The 18,645-nt window shown below is 60.0% G+C and carries 23 protein-coding genes and 2 tRNA genes; 12 read left to right on the forward strand and 13 right to left on the reverse strand.

From position 1 onward, the window contains the following. The first annotated feature begins 86 nt into the window (after positions 1 to 86). A complete protein-coding gene (locus PVV54_RS09560) occupies positions 87 to 848 on the forward strand; it encodes a sulfite exporter TauE/SafE family protein (RefSeq protein ID WP_274909686.1) in 762 nt (253 codons plus the stop codon). Here the strand turns inward: PVV54_RS09560 and PVV54_RS09565 are convergent. From PVV54_RS09565 to PVV54_RS09580, 4 genes are all read right to left on the reverse strand, one after another. Beyond that, positions 845 to 2,275 carry a GGDEF domain-containing protein gene (locus PVV54_RS09565; RefSeq protein ID WP_274909687.1) on the reverse strand — a complete coding sequence of 477 codons (1,431 nt, stop codon included), beginning with the start codon at positions 2,273 to 2,275 and terminating at the stop codon, positions 845 to 847. The two genes, PVV54_RS09560 and PVV54_RS09565, sit on opposite strands and share 4 nt — an antisense overlap. 123 nt (positions 2,276 to 2,398) lie before the next feature. After that, on the reverse strand, positions 2,399 to 4,228 hold the full coding sequence (locus PVV54_RS09570) for an SLC13 family permease (RefSeq protein WP_274909688.1): 1,830 nt from the start codon (positions 4,226 to 4,228) through the stop codon (positions 2,399 to 2,401). A 151-nt stretch (positions 4,229 to 4,379) separates the two neighbouring features. Continuing rightward, the gene (locus tag PVV54_RS09575; RefSeq protein ID WP_274909689.1) at positions 4,380 to 4,766 is read right to left on the reverse strand and encodes a glycine zipper domain-containing protein; all 387 of its coding nucleotides are present in this window, start codon (positions 4,764 to 4,766) and stop codon (positions 4,380 to 4,382) included. Between the two features lie 53 nt (positions 4,767 to 4,819). Continuing rightward, on the reverse strand, positions 4,820 to 4,999 hold the full coding sequence (locus PVV54_RS09580; protein WP_274910514.1) for a hypothetical protein: 180 nt from the start codon (positions 4,997 to 4,999) through the stop codon (positions 4,820 to 4,822). Between the two features lie 209 nt (positions 5,000 to 5,208). Between PVV54_RS09580 and PVV54_RS09585 the strand changes: the two genes are divergently transcribed. From PVV54_RS09585 to PVV54_RS09595, 3 genes are read left to right on the forward strand one after another with little or no spacing between them, the layout of a single operon-like run. Further along, complete coding sequence (locus PVV54_RS09585) at positions 5,209 to 6,360, forward strand: GGDEF domain-containing protein (RefSeq protein ID WP_274909690.1); 1,152 nt, start codon at positions 5,209 to 5,211, stop codon at positions 6,358 to 6,360. A 32-nt stretch (positions 6,361 to 6,392) separates the two neighbouring features. Continuing rightward, positions 6,393 to 6,743: a hypothetical protein gene (locus PVV54_RS09590; protein WP_274909691.1), complete on the forward strand. Its 351-nt coding sequence runs from the start codon at positions 6,393 to 6,395 to the stop codon at positions 6,741 to 6,743. 52 nt (positions 6,744 to 6,795) lie between these two features. Further along, a complete protein-coding gene (locus tag PVV54_RS09595) occupies positions 6,796 to 7,617 on the forward strand; it encodes a class I SAM-dependent methyltransferase (protein WP_274909692.1) in 822 nt (273 codons plus the stop codon). Here the strand turns inward: PVV54_RS09595 and PVV54_RS09600 are convergent, their stop codons facing one another. The 4 genes from PVV54_RS09600 to PVV54_RS09615 all read right to left on the reverse strand — a co-directional run bounded on the left by PVV54_RS09600 (position 7,618) and on the right by PVV54_RS09615 (position 10,755). Next, entirely contained in the window at positions 7,618 to 8,385 is a 768-nt protein-coding gene (locus PVV54_RS09600; RefSeq protein ID WP_274909693.1) for an SDR family oxidoreductase, read from the reverse strand. A 23-nt stretch (positions 8,386 to 8,408) separates the two neighbouring features. Continuing rightward, positions 8,409 to 9,476: a phosphotransferase family protein gene (locus tag PVV54_RS09605; RefSeq protein WP_274909694.1), complete on the reverse strand. Its 1,068-nt coding sequence runs from the start codon at positions 9,474 to 9,476 to the stop codon at positions 8,409 to 8,411. 195 nt (positions 9,477 to 9,671) lie between these two features. Beyond that, on the reverse strand, positions 9,672 to 9,989 hold the full coding sequence (locus PVV54_RS09610; protein ID WP_132841644.1) for an SCP2 sterol-binding domain-containing protein: 318 nt from the start codon (positions 9,987 to 9,989) through the stop codon (positions 9,672 to 9,674). Between the two features lie 55 nt (positions 9,990 to 10,044). Continuing rightward, a complete protein-coding gene (locus PVV54_RS09615; protein WP_274909695.1) occupies positions 10,045 to 10,755 on the reverse strand; it encodes a histidine phosphatase family protein in 711 nt (236 codons plus the stop codon). A 198-nt stretch (positions 10,756 to 10,953) separates the two neighbouring features. Here PVV54_RS09615 and sohB point away from each other — a divergent pair, with 198 nt between their 5' ends. From sohB to PVV54_RS09640, 5 genes are all read left to right on the forward strand, one after another. After that, positions 10,954 to 11,976, forward strand: a complete 1,023-nt coding sequence (gene sohB / locus PVV54_RS09620) for a protease SohB (RefSeq protein WP_274909696.1) — start codon at positions 10,954 to 10,956, stop codon at positions 11,974 to 11,976. 154 nt (positions 11,977 to 12,130) lie between these two features. Then, positions 12,131 to 12,204: transfer RNA gene (locus PVV54_RS09625), tRNA-Cys, on the forward strand. Between the two features lie 344 nt (positions 12,205 to 12,548). After that, the gene (locus PVV54_RS09630) at positions 12,549 to 13,655 is read left to right on the forward strand and encodes an acyltransferase family protein (RefSeq protein ID WP_274909697.1); all 1,107 of its coding nucleotides are present in this window, start codon (positions 12,549 to 12,551) and stop codon (positions 13,653 to 13,655) included. A gap of 66 nt (positions 13,656 to 13,721) precedes the next feature. Beyond that, positions 13,722 to 13,892 carry a glycoside hydrolase family protein gene (locus PVV54_RS09635; RefSeq protein WP_446731458.1) on the forward strand — a complete coding sequence of 57 codons (171 nt, stop codon included), beginning with the start codon at positions 13,722 to 13,724 and terminating at the stop codon, positions 13,890 to 13,892. An 81-nt stretch (positions 13,893 to 13,973) separates the two neighbouring features. Beyond that, positions 13,974 to 14,765 carry a methyltransferase domain-containing protein gene (locus PVV54_RS09640; protein ID WP_274909698.1) on the forward strand — a complete coding sequence of 264 codons (792 nt, stop codon included), beginning with the start codon at positions 13,974 to 13,976 and terminating at the stop codon, positions 14,763 to 14,765. A gap of 107 nt (positions 14,766 to 14,872) precedes the next feature. Here PVV54_RS09640 and PVV54_RS09645 read toward each other — a convergent pair whose 3' ends face one another. Beyond that, positions 14,873 to 15,193, reverse strand: a complete 321-nt coding sequence (locus PVV54_RS09645) for a hypothetical protein (protein WP_274909699.1) — start codon at positions 15,191 to 15,193, stop codon at positions 14,873 to 14,875. A gap of 242 nt (positions 15,194 to 15,435) precedes the next feature. Here PVV54_RS09645 and PVV54_RS09650 point away from each other — a divergent pair, with 242 nt between their 5' ends. Further along, positions 15,436 to 15,615, forward strand: coding sequence for a hypothetical protein (locus PVV54_RS09650; RefSeq protein WP_274910415.1), 180 nt, complete (start codon positions 15,436 to 15,438; stop codon positions 15,613 to 15,615). Positions 15,616 to 15,969: 354 nt separating this feature from the next. Here the strand turns inward: PVV54_RS09650 and PVV54_RS09660 are convergent, their stop codons facing one another. Beyond that, positions 15,970 to 16,716, reverse strand: coding sequence for a hypothetical protein (locus PVV54_RS09660; protein WP_274909701.1), 747 nt, complete (start codon positions 16,714 to 16,716; stop codon positions 15,970 to 15,972). Positions 16,717 to 16,908: 192 nt separating this feature from the next. Here PVV54_RS09660 and PVV54_RS09665 point away from each other — a divergent pair, with 192 nt between their 5' ends. Beyond that, a complete protein-coding gene (locus PVV54_RS09665; protein WP_274909702.1) occupies positions 16,909 to 17,067 on the forward strand; it encodes a hypothetical protein in 159 nt (52 codons plus the stop codon). Between the two features lie 130 nt (positions 17,068 to 17,197). Here the strand turns inward: PVV54_RS09665 and PVV54_RS09670 are convergent, their stop codons facing one another. Beyond that, positions 17,198 to 17,407, reverse strand: coding sequence for a hypothetical protein (locus PVV54_RS09670; protein WP_274909703.1), 210 nt, complete (start codon positions 17,405 to 17,407; stop codon positions 17,198 to 17,200). 379 nt (positions 17,408 to 17,786) lie between these two features. Here PVV54_RS09670 and PVV54_RS09675 point away from each other — a divergent pair, with 379 nt between their 5' ends. Further along, complete coding sequence (locus PVV54_RS09675; RefSeq protein ID WP_274909704.1) at positions 17,787 to 17,981, forward strand: hypothetical protein; 195 nt, start codon at positions 17,787 to 17,789, stop codon at positions 17,979 to 17,981. 1 nt (position 17,982) lies between these two features. Here PVV54_RS09675 and PVV54_RS09680 read toward each other — a convergent pair whose 3' ends face one another. Together PVV54_RS09680 and PVV54_RS09685 are read right to left on the reverse strand one after the other, a co-directional pair. Beyond that, complete coding sequence (locus PVV54_RS09680) at positions 17,983 to 18,396, reverse strand: DoxX family protein (RefSeq protein WP_274909705.1); 414 nt, start codon at positions 18,394 to 18,396, stop codon at positions 17,983 to 17,985. A gap of 102 nt (positions 18,397 to 18,498) precedes the next feature. After that, positions 18,499 to 18,583, reverse strand: a tRNA-Leu gene (locus PVV54_RS09685). Positions 18,584 to 18,645 lie beyond the last annotated feature (62 nt).

Here is an 18,645-nt window from a genome sequence, read left to right on the forward strand (position 1 = left end):
GCAGTTTGTGCAATATGGCATTTCAACATAACCGGGTCGCTTTGATTAGCCTTGCAGCCTGCAATCACTGTTTGGACCTGCACGTCATGATGGATATCGCCGTACTTTCCCTGTTCGCTTTTGCCGCCGGCCTGATCGACGCTGCCGTTGGCGGGGGCGGGCTCATTCAGATCCCGGCGCTGTTCAACGTGCTGCCCACCGCGCAACCCGCCGCGTTGTTGGGCAGCAACAAGCTGGCGTCGGTTTGCGGTACGGCGTTCGCGGCGCGCTCGTTCATCCGCAAGGTGACGCTGGACTGGGGCCTGATTGTACCGGCGGCGCTCAGTGCGTTCGTGATGTCGTTTGCCGGTGCCGCCACTGTGTCGCTGGTGCCACCCAGCGTGATGCGGCCCGCAGTGCTGGTGCTGATCGTGCTGATGGCAATCTATACCTTCTGCAAGAAGGATTTTGGCACCTTGCACAAGCCGGCGAAGATTGGCCGCAAGGAGCAATGCCTGGCGGTGTTGATCGGCGGGGCCATCGGCTTTTATGACGGCCTGTTCGGGCCTGGCACCGGTAGCTTCCTGATCTTCTTGTTCATCCGCTTTTTCGCGCTGGACTTTTTACACGCGTCGGCGTCGGCCAAGGTGGTGAACATTGCCACCAACCTCGCTGCGCTGGTGTTTTTCGTGCCTTCGGGCAACGTGCTGTACGCGATTGCCCTGCCGATGGCCGCGTGCAACATCCTTGGCGCGCTGACCGGCACCTGGCTGGCAGTGCGCAAGGGCGCAGGTTTTGTGCGGGGGCTGTTCCTGATGTTGCTGTGTGTACTGATCGCCAAGCTGTCGTGGGATTTGCTGATGGGCTAAGTCACGCGTAGCTGGCGTTGCGGTTCTGCCTGCTCCACGCGGTTGCGGCCATGGGCCTTGGCGCGGTAGAGCGCCTGGTCGGCGCGTGCCAGCAATTCGTCCAGGCTGGGCGCCGGTACACCGGCGGCGCAGCCGTCCAGGCCAATGCTTACCGTGATCTGCAGGCGTGCATCGCTTTGCACGACGTGCAGGTCTTGCACCGCGCGGCGCAAGCGCTCGGCGGTGAACGTGGCGCGCTCCGGTGCCAGGCCGGGCAGCAGCACCACAAATTCCTCCCCGCCCAGGCGTGCCAGCAGCTCGCCGTCGTGCAACTGGTCTTGCAGCGTACGGGCGAACTGGCGAAGCACCTGGTCGCCCACCGCGTGGCCATGGCGGTCGTTGATGGCTTTGAAGTGGTCAATATCCAGCATCATCAGGGTAAGTGGCAGTTCCTGGGTGTGTTGTTGGCGGCTGTCGAGCAAGGCGTTGGCGCGGCGGGTGAAGGCGCTGCGGGTCAGCACACCGGTCAGGTGGTCGATGGTGGCCTGGTGCGCCAACCGTGCCAGCAGGCTGCGGTTGGCCTGGCTGACGCAGGCGACCACCAGCGGGCCGAGCACCAGCATGGCAATGCCAAGGCGCGCCGACATCAACGTTGCCACGCCCGTCTCGCTTTGCGGCACGATGAAATGCATCAGGTTTTGTGCCACGGCAACGATCAGCGTGCTGCCTGCCGTCAGCGTCAGCAGTGATACCAGAAACGGCGAATAGGTCCAGGCACACCAGAGCAGTGCGGCAATCGGGAAGGCAATTGCACCCGGCCCGCCGAAGAAGATGCTGAAGGCCAGCGAAGCGATCAGTACTAGCAACGGTGCAAAGCGAATGGCCTGGGTGCTGCTACGTAAGACGGCACGGGTGGAGGGCGCGGTAAGCAGCACCGGCAGCACCAGCACACTGGTCGAAAACTGCTCGCTGAACCAGGCCAGCCACGTGGCCCGCAGTGATTGTTCGAACCACGGCGCGGCCATCACGCAGGCCAGGCTGGCAGCCACCGCCGCGCCCGCGGCGCACGCCGTGAACACGGCAAGTACGCCAAACGGTGTGCGCATGCGCCGATGCACACGGGGCAAACGCGACAGCAACTTCCAGACCGTCACCACCACGCCAAGGTTGCACAGGTTGAACCACAGTGCAGGTGCCCAGGTGCTGCCGCACGCGAGGTCGGCGGCGACCATCGCCAGCCAGACCAAGGCAAACCCCGTGGGTGTGGCCTGGCGCGGAAAGCGTAACAACACGCCGGCCAGCACGGCGTTCACCGGCCAGAACAGCGACAACGATTCGATTGGCCGGGCCAGAATGCCGCCCAGCGTCAGGGCAAGGGTCAGGCCGAACAGGGCCGCGTAGGGCAACAGGCGCGATTGGGCTGCAACAACCATAGGCTCGACCGGCAAGCGGAGGCGAAATCCAGGACAACGGCTGTAGGCACCTGGGGTGATGCGCGTCAGTTTGGATCCACTGGCGGGTTGATGTCAATCTGCTGCGATCTTGCAGGATCACGGCCCCAAAGGGTTTCGCTACAGCCCGTAGAACCACGGCACCATGAGCACTGCCACCGGCATCACCAGTACCGTGAACGGCACGCCAACCTTCACGAAATCGGCAAAACGGTACTGCCCAGGCCCAAGCACCAGCGTGTTCACGGGGGACGACACCGGCGTCATGAACGCCGCCGAAGCTGCCAGGGCAACCGTCATGGCAAACGGGTAAGGTGACAGGCCCAGCTGAGCTGCCGTGCTCACCGCCACGGGGGCCATCAACACGGCCGTGGCGGTGTTGGAGATGAACAGGCCGATCACCGCCGTCACCATGAACAGGCAGGCGAGCATGGCATAGGGCCCGGCCCCCCCGAGCAGCTTGACCAGTGCACCCACCGCCAAGTCGATGCCGCCGGTTTGCTGCAGGGCCAGCGCAAACGGCAGCATCCCCACGATCAGCACCAGGCTTTGCCAGTGGATGGCCCGGTACGCGCTGTTCATGTCGATGCAGCGCCCGGCGCCCATCAGCAGGCAGCCGATCAGGGCGGCGATGACGTTGGGGACCGCGCCAGTGACCATCAACCCGACCATCACCGCCAGGCTGATCAATGCATAGGGTGCGCGGGCACGGGCCGGCGCAACCTGGTCGATCTCGGCCGGCAGGCTCAGTACCAGAAAGTCCCGTGGCTGGGCCTGCAATTGGCGTACGGCCTTCCAGGGGCCGACCACCAGCAAGGTGTCCCCCAGACGTAGCTTTTCTTCCACCAATTGCTCGTCGATGGCTGCCTGCTCACGGCGCAACCCCACCACGTTGAGGTCGTAGCGGCTGCGAAAGGCCATTTCCAGGATGCTCTTGCCGATCAGTTGCGAACCCGGCGGCAGCGAAACTTCTGCCATGCCCAACTCCTGGGACTGGTCGATGAAATAGGCGGCCTTGAAGTGCAGGGGTTCCAGCTGCATGGTCTGGCACAGGCTGCGCAGGTCGTCGCGGTTGGCGAACAGGTCGAGCAGCAGCACATCCCCTTGGTGCAGCACGGTGCCGGAGTCGGCGGCGATCACCCGGGTGGTGAATTTGTGCTGGCGTTCAATGCCAATCACGTTGGCGCCATGGCGGGTGCGCAGTTCCAGTTCACCCAGGGTGTGGCCGATCAGTGGTGAATGCGGGCGAATGCGCAGGCGGCGTTCGCGACCATTGAGTTTGTAGTCGAGCACCAGGTCCAGCAGGGTGCGGCGGCTTTCTACCCGGCCATCCTTGCGCACCTCGCCATTGAGCCAGTGCCGGGTCAGCAGCATGTAACCGATACCCAGCACCAGCACCACCAGGCCGAACGGGGTGAAACTGAAGAACGCGAAGCCTTGCTCGCCCTGGCGCACCAGTTCGCTGTGCACCACCACGTTGGGCGGGGTGGCCACCAGGCTGAGCATGCCACTGATCAGGCCGGCGAAACTCAACGGCATCATCAGGCGGCTGGGCGAAATTTGCAGGCGCGCGGCAATGCTCAGCACCACAGGGATGAAAATTGCCACCACCCCGGTGGAGCTCATCACCGAGCCCAGCCCGGCCACTGAAACCATCAGCAACACCAGCAGGCGCGCCTCACTGTTGCCCGCCCGTTCGCTCATCCACTCACCGATGCGGTAGGCGATGCCGGTACGCACCAGGCCTTCGCCGATCACGAACAGTGCGGCAATCAGCACCACGTTGGGGTCGCTGAAGCCTGCCAGCGCCTGCTCCACGGTAAGGATGCCGGACAGGGGCAGGGCGAGGATCACCAGCAGGGCAACCACGTCCATGCGCGGGCGGTTGATCACGAAGAGGACGACAACGACAGCCAGCAGGCCGAGAACCCAGAGCAGTTCCTGATTCATGGGGGAGGGGTGTTCCTTCACTCAAAGGGCACGAAAGACGGTAGCAGTCAGTGTGGCAGCTTGCCGTGAAGGCGGTGTTGATGTGTTGCAGGGTTTTGGGCGATGGGTGCAAAAGAAAGGGCCGCGAATGCGGCCCTTGGTACGGCGGGGATCAGTGACGGTGACGGCGATGCTTTTTGCCGTTGTTGTCACCCAGGTGGTTGCCGATGGCACCACCGGCTGCGCCGCCCAGGCCGGCACCGATGGTCGAACCGGTCGAGCCGCCCACCTTGCCACCCAGCAGCGAGCCACCAGCCGAACCCAGGCCGCCGCCAATGGCCGCTTCGGTGCGGTTGCCCTTGCGCGCGGCGACTGCGCTGCCTGCCGCGCCGCCCACGCCGGCACCAATGGCCGCGCCGGTGCTGCCGCCGAGCTGTTGGCCGACAACGTTACCCAGGGCGCCACCCAGGCCACCGCCAAGGGCGGCAGTACCGTCACCGGCGAAAGCGCCCTGGCACAGCAGCAGGCCAAGGGCGAGGGAAGGCAAAGTCAGACGCATGTTGGAAGCCTCGGAAGAATCATCAGGTTGAAGAAGTTGGGTGCAAAGACGTCTTAGCGGTAATCGCGGTCACGGTAGCGGCGATCATCATCGCGGTCGTACCGATGGTGGTGACGGTGGTCACGGTCGCCATCACGCCAGCCATCGTCGTCATCGTGGTAACGATGGTGGTGGCAACCGGCAAGGAGCAGGACGGCGGCGATCAGCGTGCAGCCAGCAAGGCGAGTCATCACGGTATAGGTCCTTGATCTGCAAAGGTTTACAGGGCACTTGCTGAGACTGGGATCGATCCATTTGGTTTCATTGCCGCGCAATATTTTGTGGTGCCGGTGATGAATGGCTGCTGTTCTGTCCCGCTCGGTCATGGTCTGCAGGCAACGCGGGACCTAGACTCCTGCACAAGCCGCGCTGAAGACGGCCATCTGCCACACGGTGAATCACGATGATCGCCCACACCCCCACGCTGTTCGCCGCCGTTGCCCTGGTTGCGACCATCCTGGCGTTTTGCCTGCTGCTGGTCGGCCAGCGCAACCGCCGCGATAACCTCTGGCTGACCGGCTGCGGGCTGCTCGCCCATGCATCGGCGTACGTCTGTTACACCCTGTACGGCCATGCGCCGCTTTGGCTCAGCTATGGCGTGGGTAACAGCTTGTTGTCTTTGGCGCTGGCATTTTACGCCGCCAGCCTTTTCTGGGTGCGCGAGCAAGCGGTGCCGTGGCGGCTGATTTTCAGTATTCCGCTGCTGTTGCTCGTGGGGCTGTTGCTGCTGCTCGACACGCTGGAGCCGCGTATGTTGCTGGCAACCTTGGTGTTGATGCTGCAGTGTTCGATGATCCTGTACTGGGTGAGGCGGCGCAGGGCGTGGGCGGGCAGCGCGCACCTGCTGCTGGTGATCGGGTCGCTCATCAGCCTGGTCGGTTTGGGCATGCGCGCAGTGGCGGTAATCGGCGGCACGGCGGTGGACATGCGCTACGACACCAGCAACCTCAAACAGAGTGTTTCGGTGGCCATCGGTACCGCCACGGTGATGATGTACGCGATTGGCCTGGTGCTGATGGCCAAGGAGCGCAGCGAAACGCGCCTGCAGCATTTGGCGCTGCGCGACGTGCTGACAGGCACCTTCAACCGCGGGGCGATCCTCGAACGCTTCTCTGCCGAGTTTGACCGTGCCCGGGGCGAGCAGCGCAGTTTGGCGGTGGCCATGATCGACATCGACCATTTCAAGCGCATCAACGACCGTTACGGGCACTTGGCGGGTGATGAAGTGCTGTGCCACTGCGTGCGCCAATTGCTCCAGCGCATACGCCAAACCGACAGCCTTGGGCGTTATGGCGGTGAAGAGTTTTTGTTGCTGCTGCCAGACACTGATCGGGAGGGGGCACTGCAAGCGTTGCATGGCTTGCGGGAGGCCATTGCCTGCAGCCCCGCGCACTTTGCCGGTGACGAGATTGCGCTGCGCTTCAGTGTGGGGTTGTGGTGCGGTGTGCCCAGCCCCCAGCACAACCCCACCAGCTTGCTGGCCCAGGCCGATGCGGCGCTGTACCAGGCCAAGGCGGCCGGGCGCAATACCGTGCAGATGGCGGCGCTGTGCTAGAGTCGCCTTCTTTTTTGCCTTGGGGATGGAACATGCGAGCAATTGCTCCGATGGTTGCGGCTTTGGTGTTGGTAGGGTGCGCTTCGGCGGCCATGGACGCGGCGCGCAGCGGCAAGCCAGCGGCACAACTCGATTCACGCAAGGCACCGGAGCTGGTGGCGCAGTGCATCCAGTTCAGCTGGCAGAAAGAAGACAGCTTCGGTGTGGACGCCAGTGGCTACATGGAACCGCGCAAGCAGGGTGGCTTCACGGTGTACACGCGTGAGGCAGAATCGTTTGTGGATGTGTATCCGCAGGCAGGTGGCACGCGCGTTGACTACTATGCGCAGAAGAACGACAGCATGGCCTTGCAACGCCGGGCGGCTGCGGCGACCTGTTTGTAACGCCAGCCCACGGCGGGGCCCACAACCCCATACAACATCAAGGATGAACCCGATGAGCCAGTCCCACCAGCTGAACCGCGCCAGTTGGGATGAACGTGCGCCGTTGCATGCCGCATCGGTGGATTATGAAGTCGAACGTCTGGTCAGCGAGCGGAGCCACCTTTCGGAGACCGTGCGCTTCGACCTGCCATTGCTGGGCGACATCAACGGCCTGCGCACCGCCCACCTGCAATGCCACATCGGCACCGATACGCTGTCGCTGGCACGGCTGGGTGCCCACGTTTGTGGCCTGGATTATTCGGCTGCATCTCTCGCCGAAGCGCGGCGCCTGGCTGCGCGGTGCGACACGCCCATCGACTACGTGGAGGCGGATGTCTACCAGGCTGACCAGGCCTTGCCGGCAGGGCACTTCGACCTTGTATACACCGGTATCGGCGCGCTCTGCTGGCTCCCGCGCATCGAACCATGGGCCCGTGCCGTGGCGGCGCTGCTCAAGCCGGGCGGGCGCCTGTTCCTGCGCGATGGGCACCCGATGCTGATGGCGGTGAACGAGGACCATCAGGACCGCCTGCAACTGGAGTACCCCTACTTCGAGCACGAGGCGCCGACGGTGTGGCACACCGACCAGACCTACGTCGAAACCGACCAGCGCCTGACCCAGACCGAAACCCACGAATGGAACCACGGCCTGGGTGAAGTCATCACCGCTTTGCTCGCCCACGGCCTGCAGATAACGGCGCTGGTCGAGCACCAGAGCCTGCCGTGGGAGGCGCTGCCGGGGCAGATGGTCAAGGGCGGCGATGGCGAATGGCGCTTGCGCCACCAGCCCGAGCGCCTGCCGCTGAGCTACACCTTGCAGGCCATCAAAGCCTGATCAGGACAGGTAACCCCCGTCCACGTTCAGCGCAGTGCCAGTGGTATAGCTGGACGCATCGCTGGCCAGGTACAGCACGGCGCCGGCCATTTCCTTGGGGTCGGCCACGCGCTTGAGCGGGATCACCTGCAGCGCCGCCTTGAGGATGGCTTCGTTCTTGACCAGGGCCGAGGCGAACTTGGTGTCGGTCAGGCCCGGCAGCAGGGCGTTGCAGCGGATGCCGAACTGCGCGCACTCTTTGGCGAACACTTTGGTCATGTTGATCACCGCCGCCTTGGTCACCGAATAGATGCCCTGGAAGTGGCCAGGCGACACGCCGTTGATCGATGCCACGTTGATGATGCTGCCGCTGCCGTTTTCGCGCATCAGCTTGCCGGCTTCCACCGACATGAAGAAGTAGCCGCGGATGTTCACGTCCACGGTTTTCTGGAATGCGCTGGGGTCGGTGTCCAGCACGTTGCAGAACTGCGGGTTGGTGGCGGCGTTGTTGACCAGGATGTCCAGGCGCCCGAACTGCTCACGGATGCCGGCAAATACCTGCTGAATCTGCTCCAGTTCACCGATGTGGCACGCCACCGCAGTGGCCTTGCCGCCCGCCGCGATGATGGCATCGGCTACATGCTGGCACCCTTCGAGCTTGCGGCTGGAAACAATCACATGCGCGCCTTGCTGGGCAAGCAGGTGGGCGATGGCTTCGCCGATTCCGCGGCTGGCACCGGAGACGAAGGCGATTTTGCCGTCGAGGTCGAACAGGTGGGTCTTGGACATGCTGTTTTCCTTGTTGTCTGCCGTCAGAGCGTGGACTTGGCGATAACCTGCAGGCTCATCTGCTCCAGCAGCCGGTTCATGTGGATGAACTGGGCGAAGCGTTTGTCCTGGGTCTGGCCGTGGTAGTAGCGGTAGTAGATTTGCTGGACGATGCCGGCCAGGCGGAACAGGCCATAGCAATAGTAGTAATCGAAGTTGTCGAGCGTGATGCCGGCCCGCTCGGCGTAGTAATCGACGAACTGGCGCCGGGTAAGCATGCCCGGGGCGTTGCTGGGCTGGCGGCGCATCAGTTGCACCGGCGCCGGGTCGCTGGCTTCGATCCAGTACGCCAGGCTGTTGCCCAGGTCCATCAGCGGGTCGCCGAGGGTGGCCATTTCCCAGTCCAGCACGCCGATGATGCGCATGGGGTTGTCGGCGTCGAGGATAACGTTGTCGAAGCGGTAGTCGTTGTGCACGATGCCCGGGCGTGGATGGTCAGCGGGCATCTTCTCGCGCAACCAGCTGATGACCTGCTCCCAGCGGGGCGCATCGGGCGTCAGAGCCTTTTCGTAACGGCTGGTCCAGCCTTCGATCTGGCGCTGCACATAGCCTTCCGGCTTGCCCAGGTCAGCCAGGCCGCAGGCGGTGTAGTCCACCTGGTGCAGTTCGACCAGGCGATCGATAAAGCTTTTGCACAGGGCCTCGGTGCGCGTGGCGTCCAGGTTCAGTTCGGCAGGAATGTCCGAGCGCAGGATTACGCCCTTGACCCGTTCCATCACGTAGAACTCGCCGCCAATCAGCGATTCATCGGTGCAGTGCACGTAAGCCTTGGGGCAGAAGGGGAAGCCGCTGTTCAACTGGTTGAGAATGCGAAACTCGCGGCCCATGTCGTGGGCCGATTTGGCTTTGTGGCCAAAGGGTGGGCGGCGCAGCACGAACTCGCGGCCCGGGTAGGCGACCAGGTAGGTGAGGTTGGAGGCGCCCCCCGGAAACTGGCTGACAACCGGCATACCCTCAAGCCCGGGGATATGGTCTTTCAGGTAAGGGTCGATGACGGCCGCATCAAGTTCTTCGCCTGGGCGTACCTGGGTGGACTGGTCGGTGATCGTCATGCGTTTTCCTTATTATTGATCGCAAGGATTATTGGCTAATCTAATGGGCGCGCAGCGTTGGAACAAGCGTGCCAGTGGCCAAATAGGTGCGGGTGTTGCCGGCCGATCAACTGGCTTGATAGCGCGATTGGCAGGCAAAAAAAAACCGAAGCCCCTTGAGGCTTCGGTTTTGCTATCGCGCGGTGTACCCGGCACTCAGGACGGGAACAGCTCGCTCAGTTTCATCGACAGCATCATGTCGCCTTCAACGCGCAGCTTGCCGCCCATGAAGGCCTGCATGCCGTCGGTTTCACCGCTGACGATGCCCTTGAGGGTTTCGCTGTCCATGACCAGGGTGCAGTTGGCATCCGGGTTTTCGCCTTCCTGCAGGTCGCAGGTGCCATCCTTGACGATCAGGGCGTATTGCTTGTCTTCGTCAGTAATGTTGAAACCGAACACCAGGTCCAGGCCGGCGGCAGCGGACGGGTTGAACTTCTCTTGCATCTTTTTAACGGCATCAGCTACGGAGGTCATGGCGCATTCCTTATTGAGTGATTTCGCGTCCCCGCAGGGACCAAACAGGCCGGGCTCATCGGTAGGTAATGAGTTCCGGCGCCTTCAACAGCTGCACATGGGCCTGGCTGTTGAAGGAAGCCAGTGCCACGTCGCGGCCGCGAAACTTCAGTTGGCTGAGCGACGTGTTGATGATTTGCCAGTTCAGGGTAAATGCCTGACCGGGGGTGATACGGGTAACCAGGTGGAGCAGGGCGGCAATGGTGCCGCCCGAGGTGAACACGGCAATGTTGTCGCCGCTGCCGGCAGTATCCAGCAACCGCTGCAGGCCTGCTTCGACCCGGCCAGTGAAGGCTTGCCAGGTTTCCAGGCCATCGTCGGCATGCTCACCGTCGTGCCAGCGCTGCACCATCAGGGCAAACAGGCGCTGAAACTCGCTGCGGTTTTGTGTGCCGTTGCGCAGGATGTCCCGGGCGTGCGGCTCGTCGGCCATAAGGCCCGGGAGCAGGGCGCGGATCACGCCATCGGCATCGAACTCGTTGAAGGCCGGGTCGGTCTCGATGGCCGGTATTGCCGCACCGCCTGCCTGCAAGGCTTGCAGCGCAAGCCGCGCCGTATCTTGCTGACGGCGCAGGCTGCCAGCCACGCAACGGTCCAGCTGCAGGCCCAGCTGCGCCAGGTGCTCACCGAGCGCCTGGCTTTGCCGAACGCCCACGGGCGACAGGACGTCATAGTCGTCGGCACCAAAAGAGGCTTGGCCATGTCGGATCAGGTACAGGTTGCCCACGAAGTCATCCGGCCGGTTGAAGGTTGCTGCGAGGTTAGGATGCGGCACACGGGCTGTCAACGAAAAAACATACAAGCGTTTGAAAAGGTTGTTTGAACTGTGTTGCCAGCGTTTACCTTGGCTGGCAGCGCCGCAGGCGCACCGGTATGCTTGCATCAGTTTCGCGCTGTTTGGGCGCAGGTCTTAAAAGGAGTCAACGTGGAGTTTCTTGCCGAATACGCAAGCTTTCTCGCTAAAACCGCCACCCTGGTGATTGCCGTGCTGGTGGTGTTGTCCGCCATTGCCGGTTTGCGCGGTAAAGGGCGGCGCAAGGCAGGTGGCCAATTGCAGGTCACCCGCATGAACGAGTTCTATAAAGAGCTGCGCGAGCGCCTGGAGTCGGGCCTGCTCGACAAGGCCCAGCTCAAGGCCCTGCGCAAGCAGCAGGCCAAGGCTGAAAAGCAGCAGAAGAAGGGCAAGGCCGAAGACGAAAAGGGCCGCGTGTTCGTGCTCGACTTCGACGGCGACATCAAAGCCTCCGCCACCGAAAGCCTGCGCAACGAAATCACCGCACTGCTTACCCTCGCCACCTCGCGTGACGAAGTGGTGCTGCGCCTTGAAAGCGGCGGGGGCCTGGTGCACAGCTATGGCCTGGCCGCTTCGCAGCTGGCGCGCATCCGGCAGGCTGGCATCCCGCTGACCGTGTGCATCGACAAGGTGGCGGCCAGCGGCGGCTACATGATGGCCTGCATCGGCGAGAAAATCGTCAGTGCGCCGTTTGCCGTGCTCGGCTCCATCGGCGTGGTCGCCCAACTGCCTAACGTCAACCGCCTTCTCAAGAAGCACGACATCGATTTCGAGGTGCTGACGGCCGGCGAGTACAAGCGCACGCTCACCGTGTTCGGCGAAAACACCGAGAAGGGCCGGGAGAAGTTCCAGGAAGACCTGGACATCACCCACCAGCTGTTCAAGGATTTCGTCGCCCGCTACCGCCCGCAGCTGCACATCGACGAAGTGGCCACCGGCGAAGTCTGGCTGGGCATTGCCGCGTTGAACCGCAAGCTGGTGGACGAGTTGCAGACCAGCGACGAATACCTCAGCACCCGCGCCCGCGAGGCCAACCTGTTCCACCTGCGCTATGCCGAACGCAAGAGCTTGCAGGAGCGCATTGGCGTGGCGGCGAGCGGCGCGGTGGAGAATACGCTGGTGGGTTTGTGGAGCAAACTTGGCCGGTTGCGCTAACACCTTGAACCCCTTGAATATTTTTTCTGCTCAGGGGGTTGCAAGGTGTGAAGAATGCGGACATAATGGCGCCCATCGAAACGCAGCAAACTTTGAAAAAGGTGCGGTGTTTCAAGGAGATAGTGAAGCGTAAGCTGCTAGATCCGAACTTTGAGGCCGAGTAGCAAAGTGGTTATGCTCCGGATTGCAAATCCGTCTACGCCGGTTCGATTCCGACCTCGGCCTCCATCATTCGAAAGCCCCGCAGATTAACGTCTGCGGGGTTTTTCTTTGTGGGTTGGAAAAGTCCATGAGTTCCGAAACTTTAAGGGTGGAGTTCCGAGACTTCAGCCTTTCGAAGGCTTCGCGATTCCATTCCGTGTTCCAGACATCAGCAAGTGCGACGGCCGGCAGATCGTGAATTTACCAGGCTAGGGCTGGCTGTTCGGCAATGATTACCACGGCCTGTTGGGTGATAGGCACGCCGGGTCGTGATAAACAATTTGCTGCAAAAAGCTCAGGCAGGCACTATTGAGCGGCTTGATGCGAGGAAGCGCATCTGATAGCCGATAAAATAGAATAGGGCTTGTTCTTTGCAGAGTTCAAATATTAAATACCTGCCGCAGGTTGATCAGCTCAGGGCTGTAGCGGCCATCTGGATTATTCTGTATCACTCAACGCAATTAATCGGCTCCGTCATGCTGAATGGAGTATGGTTTAGCCCTCAGCCGTGGCCGATAACTACATCGCCCCTGACATCGCTCGTAGTGGAAGGGCATTCAGCCGTAGCATTGTTCATGGTTTTGAGCGGCTTCATTTTTACCTGCGGCGCCTACGGGAAGGAGATTAAATATTCCAGCTTCATCTATAACCGATTTGTTCGAATTTATCCTTTGTATTTGGTTGTACTGCTGCTCTCAATTTCCGCGTCAGCCGCACAATTTTCCATTTCTGATTTAGCCTCGGTTATCCTTCCTCTGGCGGATGTCGGAGGCCTGAAAGGAAACGCCATTGCAGGTATGTCGTGGGCCGTTGCAGTAGAGTTTCAATTCTATTTGATCTTCCCATTCATCCTGGCGTCGCTGAACAAATCACCCGCTAAAACGGTTATAGGTATCATATGCGTGGCGGTTCTGCTGCGGGTTGTGGCCTACGGTAACGGGGCCAGCCCGAGGGAGCTTTCCTATTGGCACCTAGCGGGCAGAATAGACCAATTCATGCTGGGCATGGCGGCAGCGGTTGCACTGAAAAAACTCGCTCACCATAGGGCGGCTTTGGTTGCAGTGTTGGCCTTTTCCTCTGTCGCAATCGTATCAATGCTGTTTCTGCTCAATATAAATGGCGGGTGGTATTCAGACTCTGTCTGGAAGCTCTTTTATCCTACTGTTGAAGGTTTTGTGTATTGTCTGTTTATATTGGGATTTGTCGGCACGAAAAATATATTTCCCGATATGTTTTCCAGAATGATTTGCAAGTTGGGAGAGTGCAGCTTTTCGATCTACCTTCTGCATTTTCCAATCGTTACGATGATCGCCAAGAAGCCGGCTTTGCAAATTCATTTCTTTGAGTCACCTTTTGCCAATCTGCTTGGCACCATAGCATTTGTAGTCATCCCTTTGACGCTGGCATTGGCGTTCCTTACTTATCACGTCGTTGAGCTGCCGTTCTTGTCCAAGAGGAAGAGATACTTATCGTCATGAGTCTCACCGAGACTACCCAGCCCGCCCAGTGCGGGCTTTTTTACGTCTGGGGAAGGCACCGGGAATCTGGCCTCGTCCACGCTGCTGAGGCTGCTCAACGCAGATGACTATGCGGGTGCCGCTGAGCAGTTCCCGCGCTGGAACAAGGCGGGTGGCAAGGTGCTGCCCGGGCTGTCCCTTCCCGCCGCACTCACCCGGCCACTGCTCCAAGTTGCCAAGCAGGGGAATTCTGCTTGAATGAACAGGCCAGCAGCTTGGATCTCTGTAGGCCTGCGTTGTCGAAAACCAACAATATCAACCTATGGAGCAGGGTGAGTCATGCGCGAAGAAGAAACCGCTGAGTTCTGGGGAGGGTTTGCAAAAGACGATCTGATGCAGCGCTGCGCGTCGTTACATCAGATGCGCAGGGAGGCACAAGAAGCCAAGGGCGCTGAGGAGATTCAAGTGGTCCGGCGTACTATCGCCGAGTTGTTTGTTAGCGGTAAGGGAATTGAGGTTGGAGCAGGATCTCGCCCATTTCCAATTCCGAATCATGCCTCCTGTTTTTACGGAGATGTTCGGGACCGTTCTGAACTGGCAAAATATTTCAGCACTGACCAGGTTACCTTCACAGGCCATATCGATGCGCAGACGCTTGAGGGGATCCCTGATGGTAGCCTTGATTTCATCATCTCGGCTCACGTCATAGAGCATCTATTTAACCCGCTTGGGGCTCTGCATGAATCTATCAAGCGATTGCGGTCAGGAGGGGTATTGGTTCTGGTTGTGCCAGAGCTGACTCAAAACTGGGACCGTCGTCGGCCACCCACGACGCTCCAGCACTTGATAGGCGACATGGCGGACAATGGTGAGAGCACCCGTCTTCAGGCATACATTGAGCATTGCCGCTACGTTCATCCTGAGATGACAGGTGAAACCATACAGGAGAGCGAGATAGAGCACCTTGCGAGACAAACCATGGCACAAGGCATGGATCTGCACGTTCACGCTTGGCGCGAAGAGGATTTCTGGCAGGTCATTCAACATGTGATTTCGGTCGAGGACTGTCGGGTAGAGGCACGCTTGTCTGCTGTAAATGAAAATATCTATGTGTTGCGAAAGGGGCTGTAACCTTTGGTTCAGGCAGTTCAACGGCAACTCGAACCCCCGCAGATTAACGTCTGTGGGGGTTTTATTTGTGGGCTGGAAAATCCGGAACTACCAAAACGCCTCATATCCTAAAGCTTGTACTGAATGGTGTAAGACTCATCCGGTCTGGGCTCTATCGTAATAGGAATACCAAAGAGCTTCCCTCGACAATCACTGACAACACAGCGATAAACCGTGCCCTGCCGAAGCTGGGCCCATAAGCCTTCGTCATGTATCGCGATACTCAACACGCGGTTGTTTGGGTCTTCTCTGACCTGAGCAACATGGTGGTCCAGGTCGCACCCGAATTCAGCAGTGGTGAACTCTGGATCGTAGCCGATCAGCACACCGTGCCTTTCCAAGTCGTCCCTGATGCGCTCAATCACGTCGTCTGCTTCTTGTTTTAGCATGATCGTTATCTCGCGGTGCTTGTACTCATCAAAACTCTAGCTGACCCTGATGATTTTGGTTCCATCATTTCGACGAGGGCAGGATTGACCGATGGCGGCGAGCCGGCAGGGGCAAGAACCGGGTAATGATGCAAGAATGCCATCATTTTGGTGCTGTCACTGATCGGTACTGTTAAAGTGCCGGCATCATCAAAATGGGAAGGAGATCCCGCGTGAAGTTCGCACAACTACTGACGCTTGCAATGGCTGTTTCAGCGTCCCTCTCGGGCTGTGTTGTTCAAAGCACATACAGCAAATCGGTGGCAGTGACGAGAGATGCCGAGGGGCGAGTGGTTCAGACAGTGGAAACCGAGACTGTTGTTCAGCCGGGGCAGGGCTACCCGATGCGGCTGGAGAAGATCAAGGGTGTTCAGCCTCAGTGATGAGTCGCCGAGGGGCTGGCTAGCTCTGATGGCTAGATAACGCTGGGGCCGCTTTGCGGCCCTTTCCGACCGGTCCGGCGCCCCGGCAAGGCCGCTCCCACAGGGCACTGCCCTCAAGGCCTGTACAAATGCTGCAGTACTAGCAACTCCACCACAACTACGACAACGCAAAGCGCGATAAAACCGGGGCTGAATACCCGTTTGCGATTGGATGAGCCGCCACCCAGGCCAGACACGTCCGCGCCTTCGGATACCAGTGCCAGCAATGCTGCCAGCCCTGCATAAGCCCAAGCCTTCTTCCAAAACCCCTCAGATCGCCACTGAGTCATTTGTACTCGCTCTCACTGCTGATCATCACTTCACGCTCAACTCGTCTTGGTGTGCGACCAGCGATACATCCTTCGGATACACATTAATAAACGCACTAATCACCGGCGAATCCTGATCACTGATCTGTATCTTCGGCGTCTGCCCCGACCGGCTGATCTGCGAAGCGAACTCCGCAGCCTTCATCGCCTTTTCAATTTCCTGGCTCCCGGCGCTGTTATAAACCACCACATGCGTGCCGGTAGCCTCTTTGGTCAACATCAATTGCTTGATCTGAACCCGCACCCCGGCCTTTGTCAGCGCCACGGTAATCTGCTTGGCAAATGCCAGCGCCTCGTCATCATTCTTGACGATGTTCAACAGCACGGTCGGGTGGGCTTTTTCCTTGGCTAAATCCTCCGCCAACACCTTGAACGCTGCCTGGGCCTGTGCCGTGAGCTTACGCGGTTGCAACCGGGACTCGATTTTCAAGCGGGCCTGCTTTTCGGCCTGCAACTGCGCAGTCAATTCCCGGTTCTGCTGTATCAGCGCAGCGATTTTCGCTTGGGATTGCGCAGCAGACTCATTCGCTTGAGAAACAAGCTGGCTGGCATTGGCAATGGACGTATCCGAGTGCTTGCTTTGCACCTCGGAGGTCAATTGCGCGACGATGATGGCGCATGCCGCTATGAGCGCCGCAATAATGGCGGTTGCAGTAGCAAGGGTATGAACCAGGCTGGCATTGGCGGCTGAAATCTCGGGTATTGGCATTTTCTTGAAGTTTAAGAGTTTCATGGTGAGCGCTGTCAAAAATCGTGGCAGATTGCCACAAGTTTTCGATATGAGCGACCTGTTGCGGCGTTTATATCCATCAACTGTAAAGAATTGGAAAAGCTTGCCCAGCACGCGTGAGTAGGGAAATAGAATGCCAACGCTGCCCGGCCTGTTGCAGGCGCAGGGTCAGGTTCTGTTTTCTGGAGTGCTGTAATGAAGTTGAAGAACGTTTTCCGCGCAGCGCTGGTGGTTGCGCTGGTGTCTACGCTGGCAGGTTGCTGGATGTTCATGCCGCCAGGTGGCGGAGGTGGCCACGGTGGTGGTCACGGTGGCCCAGGTATGGGCATGGGGCATGGCGGTGGGCCGCGCTAAGCGGGCGCCTGTCTCGATGGCATGGGGCAGTCCGTCAGCGCGGGCTGCCACGCCGGGCCAGCAATTGGCTTGGGGCATGTTTAAAAGTCCTTTTTCAGCGCAGTGCGCCAGCTGCCAAGGCAGTGGCGAATCATCGGTTGCCGTTGATCCTTGCAGCAACCACCCTCAGTTCATCCGCTACTTCATCAATCGACCTGATGTGAGCCTTCACATCCAGCCCCTCGGCCGAACTGCCTCTGGTTTCCATGAACACCGCGTGCCCGCTCATGGCTTTGCTGAGTTGGTCCAGGTGGTTGGCGGTGCGGACAAGGTCCGACTTTATATCCTGCAGCGATTCCATGGTGCCAGGCGTCCTCCGTGATGCGTTCGTGTGGTCGAACAGCAACCGTTCTAGCATGAGCCTTCCCGAGGCTCAAGGTTTGTGCCGGCCCAGAAAAAGAAAAACCCGCCAACAGGGGCGGGTTTAAAAGAACGTACGAAGCAGGCTTAGTGTGCCAAGGCGTTTGTCAGAAATTCGTGAAGGGTATGTGATAGGGGTGTAACCGCGGGATAATGTGGCCACCTCTAATGCGGCAGAAAAAAGCCCGCCACAAAGGCGGGCAAGGAACGTTTGAAGGGAGAGCCTCCAGCCTGACCACGCCCGGTTAAGCCATCGTTAAACGATTGACCTCAACCGCTCAAGCGCCTATATACGCTTGCCCGCCAACCCTGGAATCACCATGCACGACGAAGACGACACCCACGAACCCGAGCACGATCACCTGCTCGATCATGAATTCCTGTACGACGACTTCGAGCCAGAGGCCGACGCCCAAGGCGCCGAGGACGACGTTGAAGAAGACGAAGACCTGCTGGATGACCTGGACGACGAAGAGGGCGATCACCCAGCCTGGCTTGACGACCCGGACGACTGATTCAGCGCCCGTCCACCGAGTACCGCCCTGGGCCGCTGACGGCCAGCAACAGCAGCCCGCCGACGATGCTCAGGTTTTTCAGGAACTGGGTCATGTTGGCGGCCCGCTCCGGGTCGACCATGTTCCAGAACGGATGGCCAAGCAGCGCCGTGCCCAGCACGAACAGGGCAAACAGGAATGCCAGTGGGCGAGTGTAGAAGCCAAGGATCAGCACGATGCCAACGAAGAATTCCATGATCACGGCCACTGCTGCAGCCAGCATGGGAGCAGGGGCGCCCAGTGAGGTCATGTAACCCACGGTGCCCTCGAAACCGGTGAGCTTGGCCCAGCCGGAGACGATGAACAGGATCATCAGCAATACGCGGGCAATCAGGATAATGATGTCGCGTTGGCCATCGAACAGGGAGTAGCGCATGGTGGCGTTCCAGTGGACGGGGACAAACTCCACTCTAGCAGTTGCGCTGCGGATTTCCGGCGGGCAGCAAAAAGGCGCCGCGAGGGCGCCTTTTACAGAATATGGTGCGAGTGGCGGGACTCGAACCCGCAAGGCTCACGCCGACAGATTTTAAGTCTGCTGTGTATACCAATTCCACCACACTCGCACGCTTGAAAGGGCCGCGGGGGCCGGCGCGCTTCTAGGCAGAAGGGCCTGTCAATCAAGCGC

This window comes from Pseudomonas sp. PSKL.D1 (genome assembly GCF_028898945.1).
Classification (GTDB): domain Bacteria; phylum Pseudomonadota; class Gammaproteobacteria; order Pseudomonadales; family Pseudomonadaceae; genus Aquipseudomonas.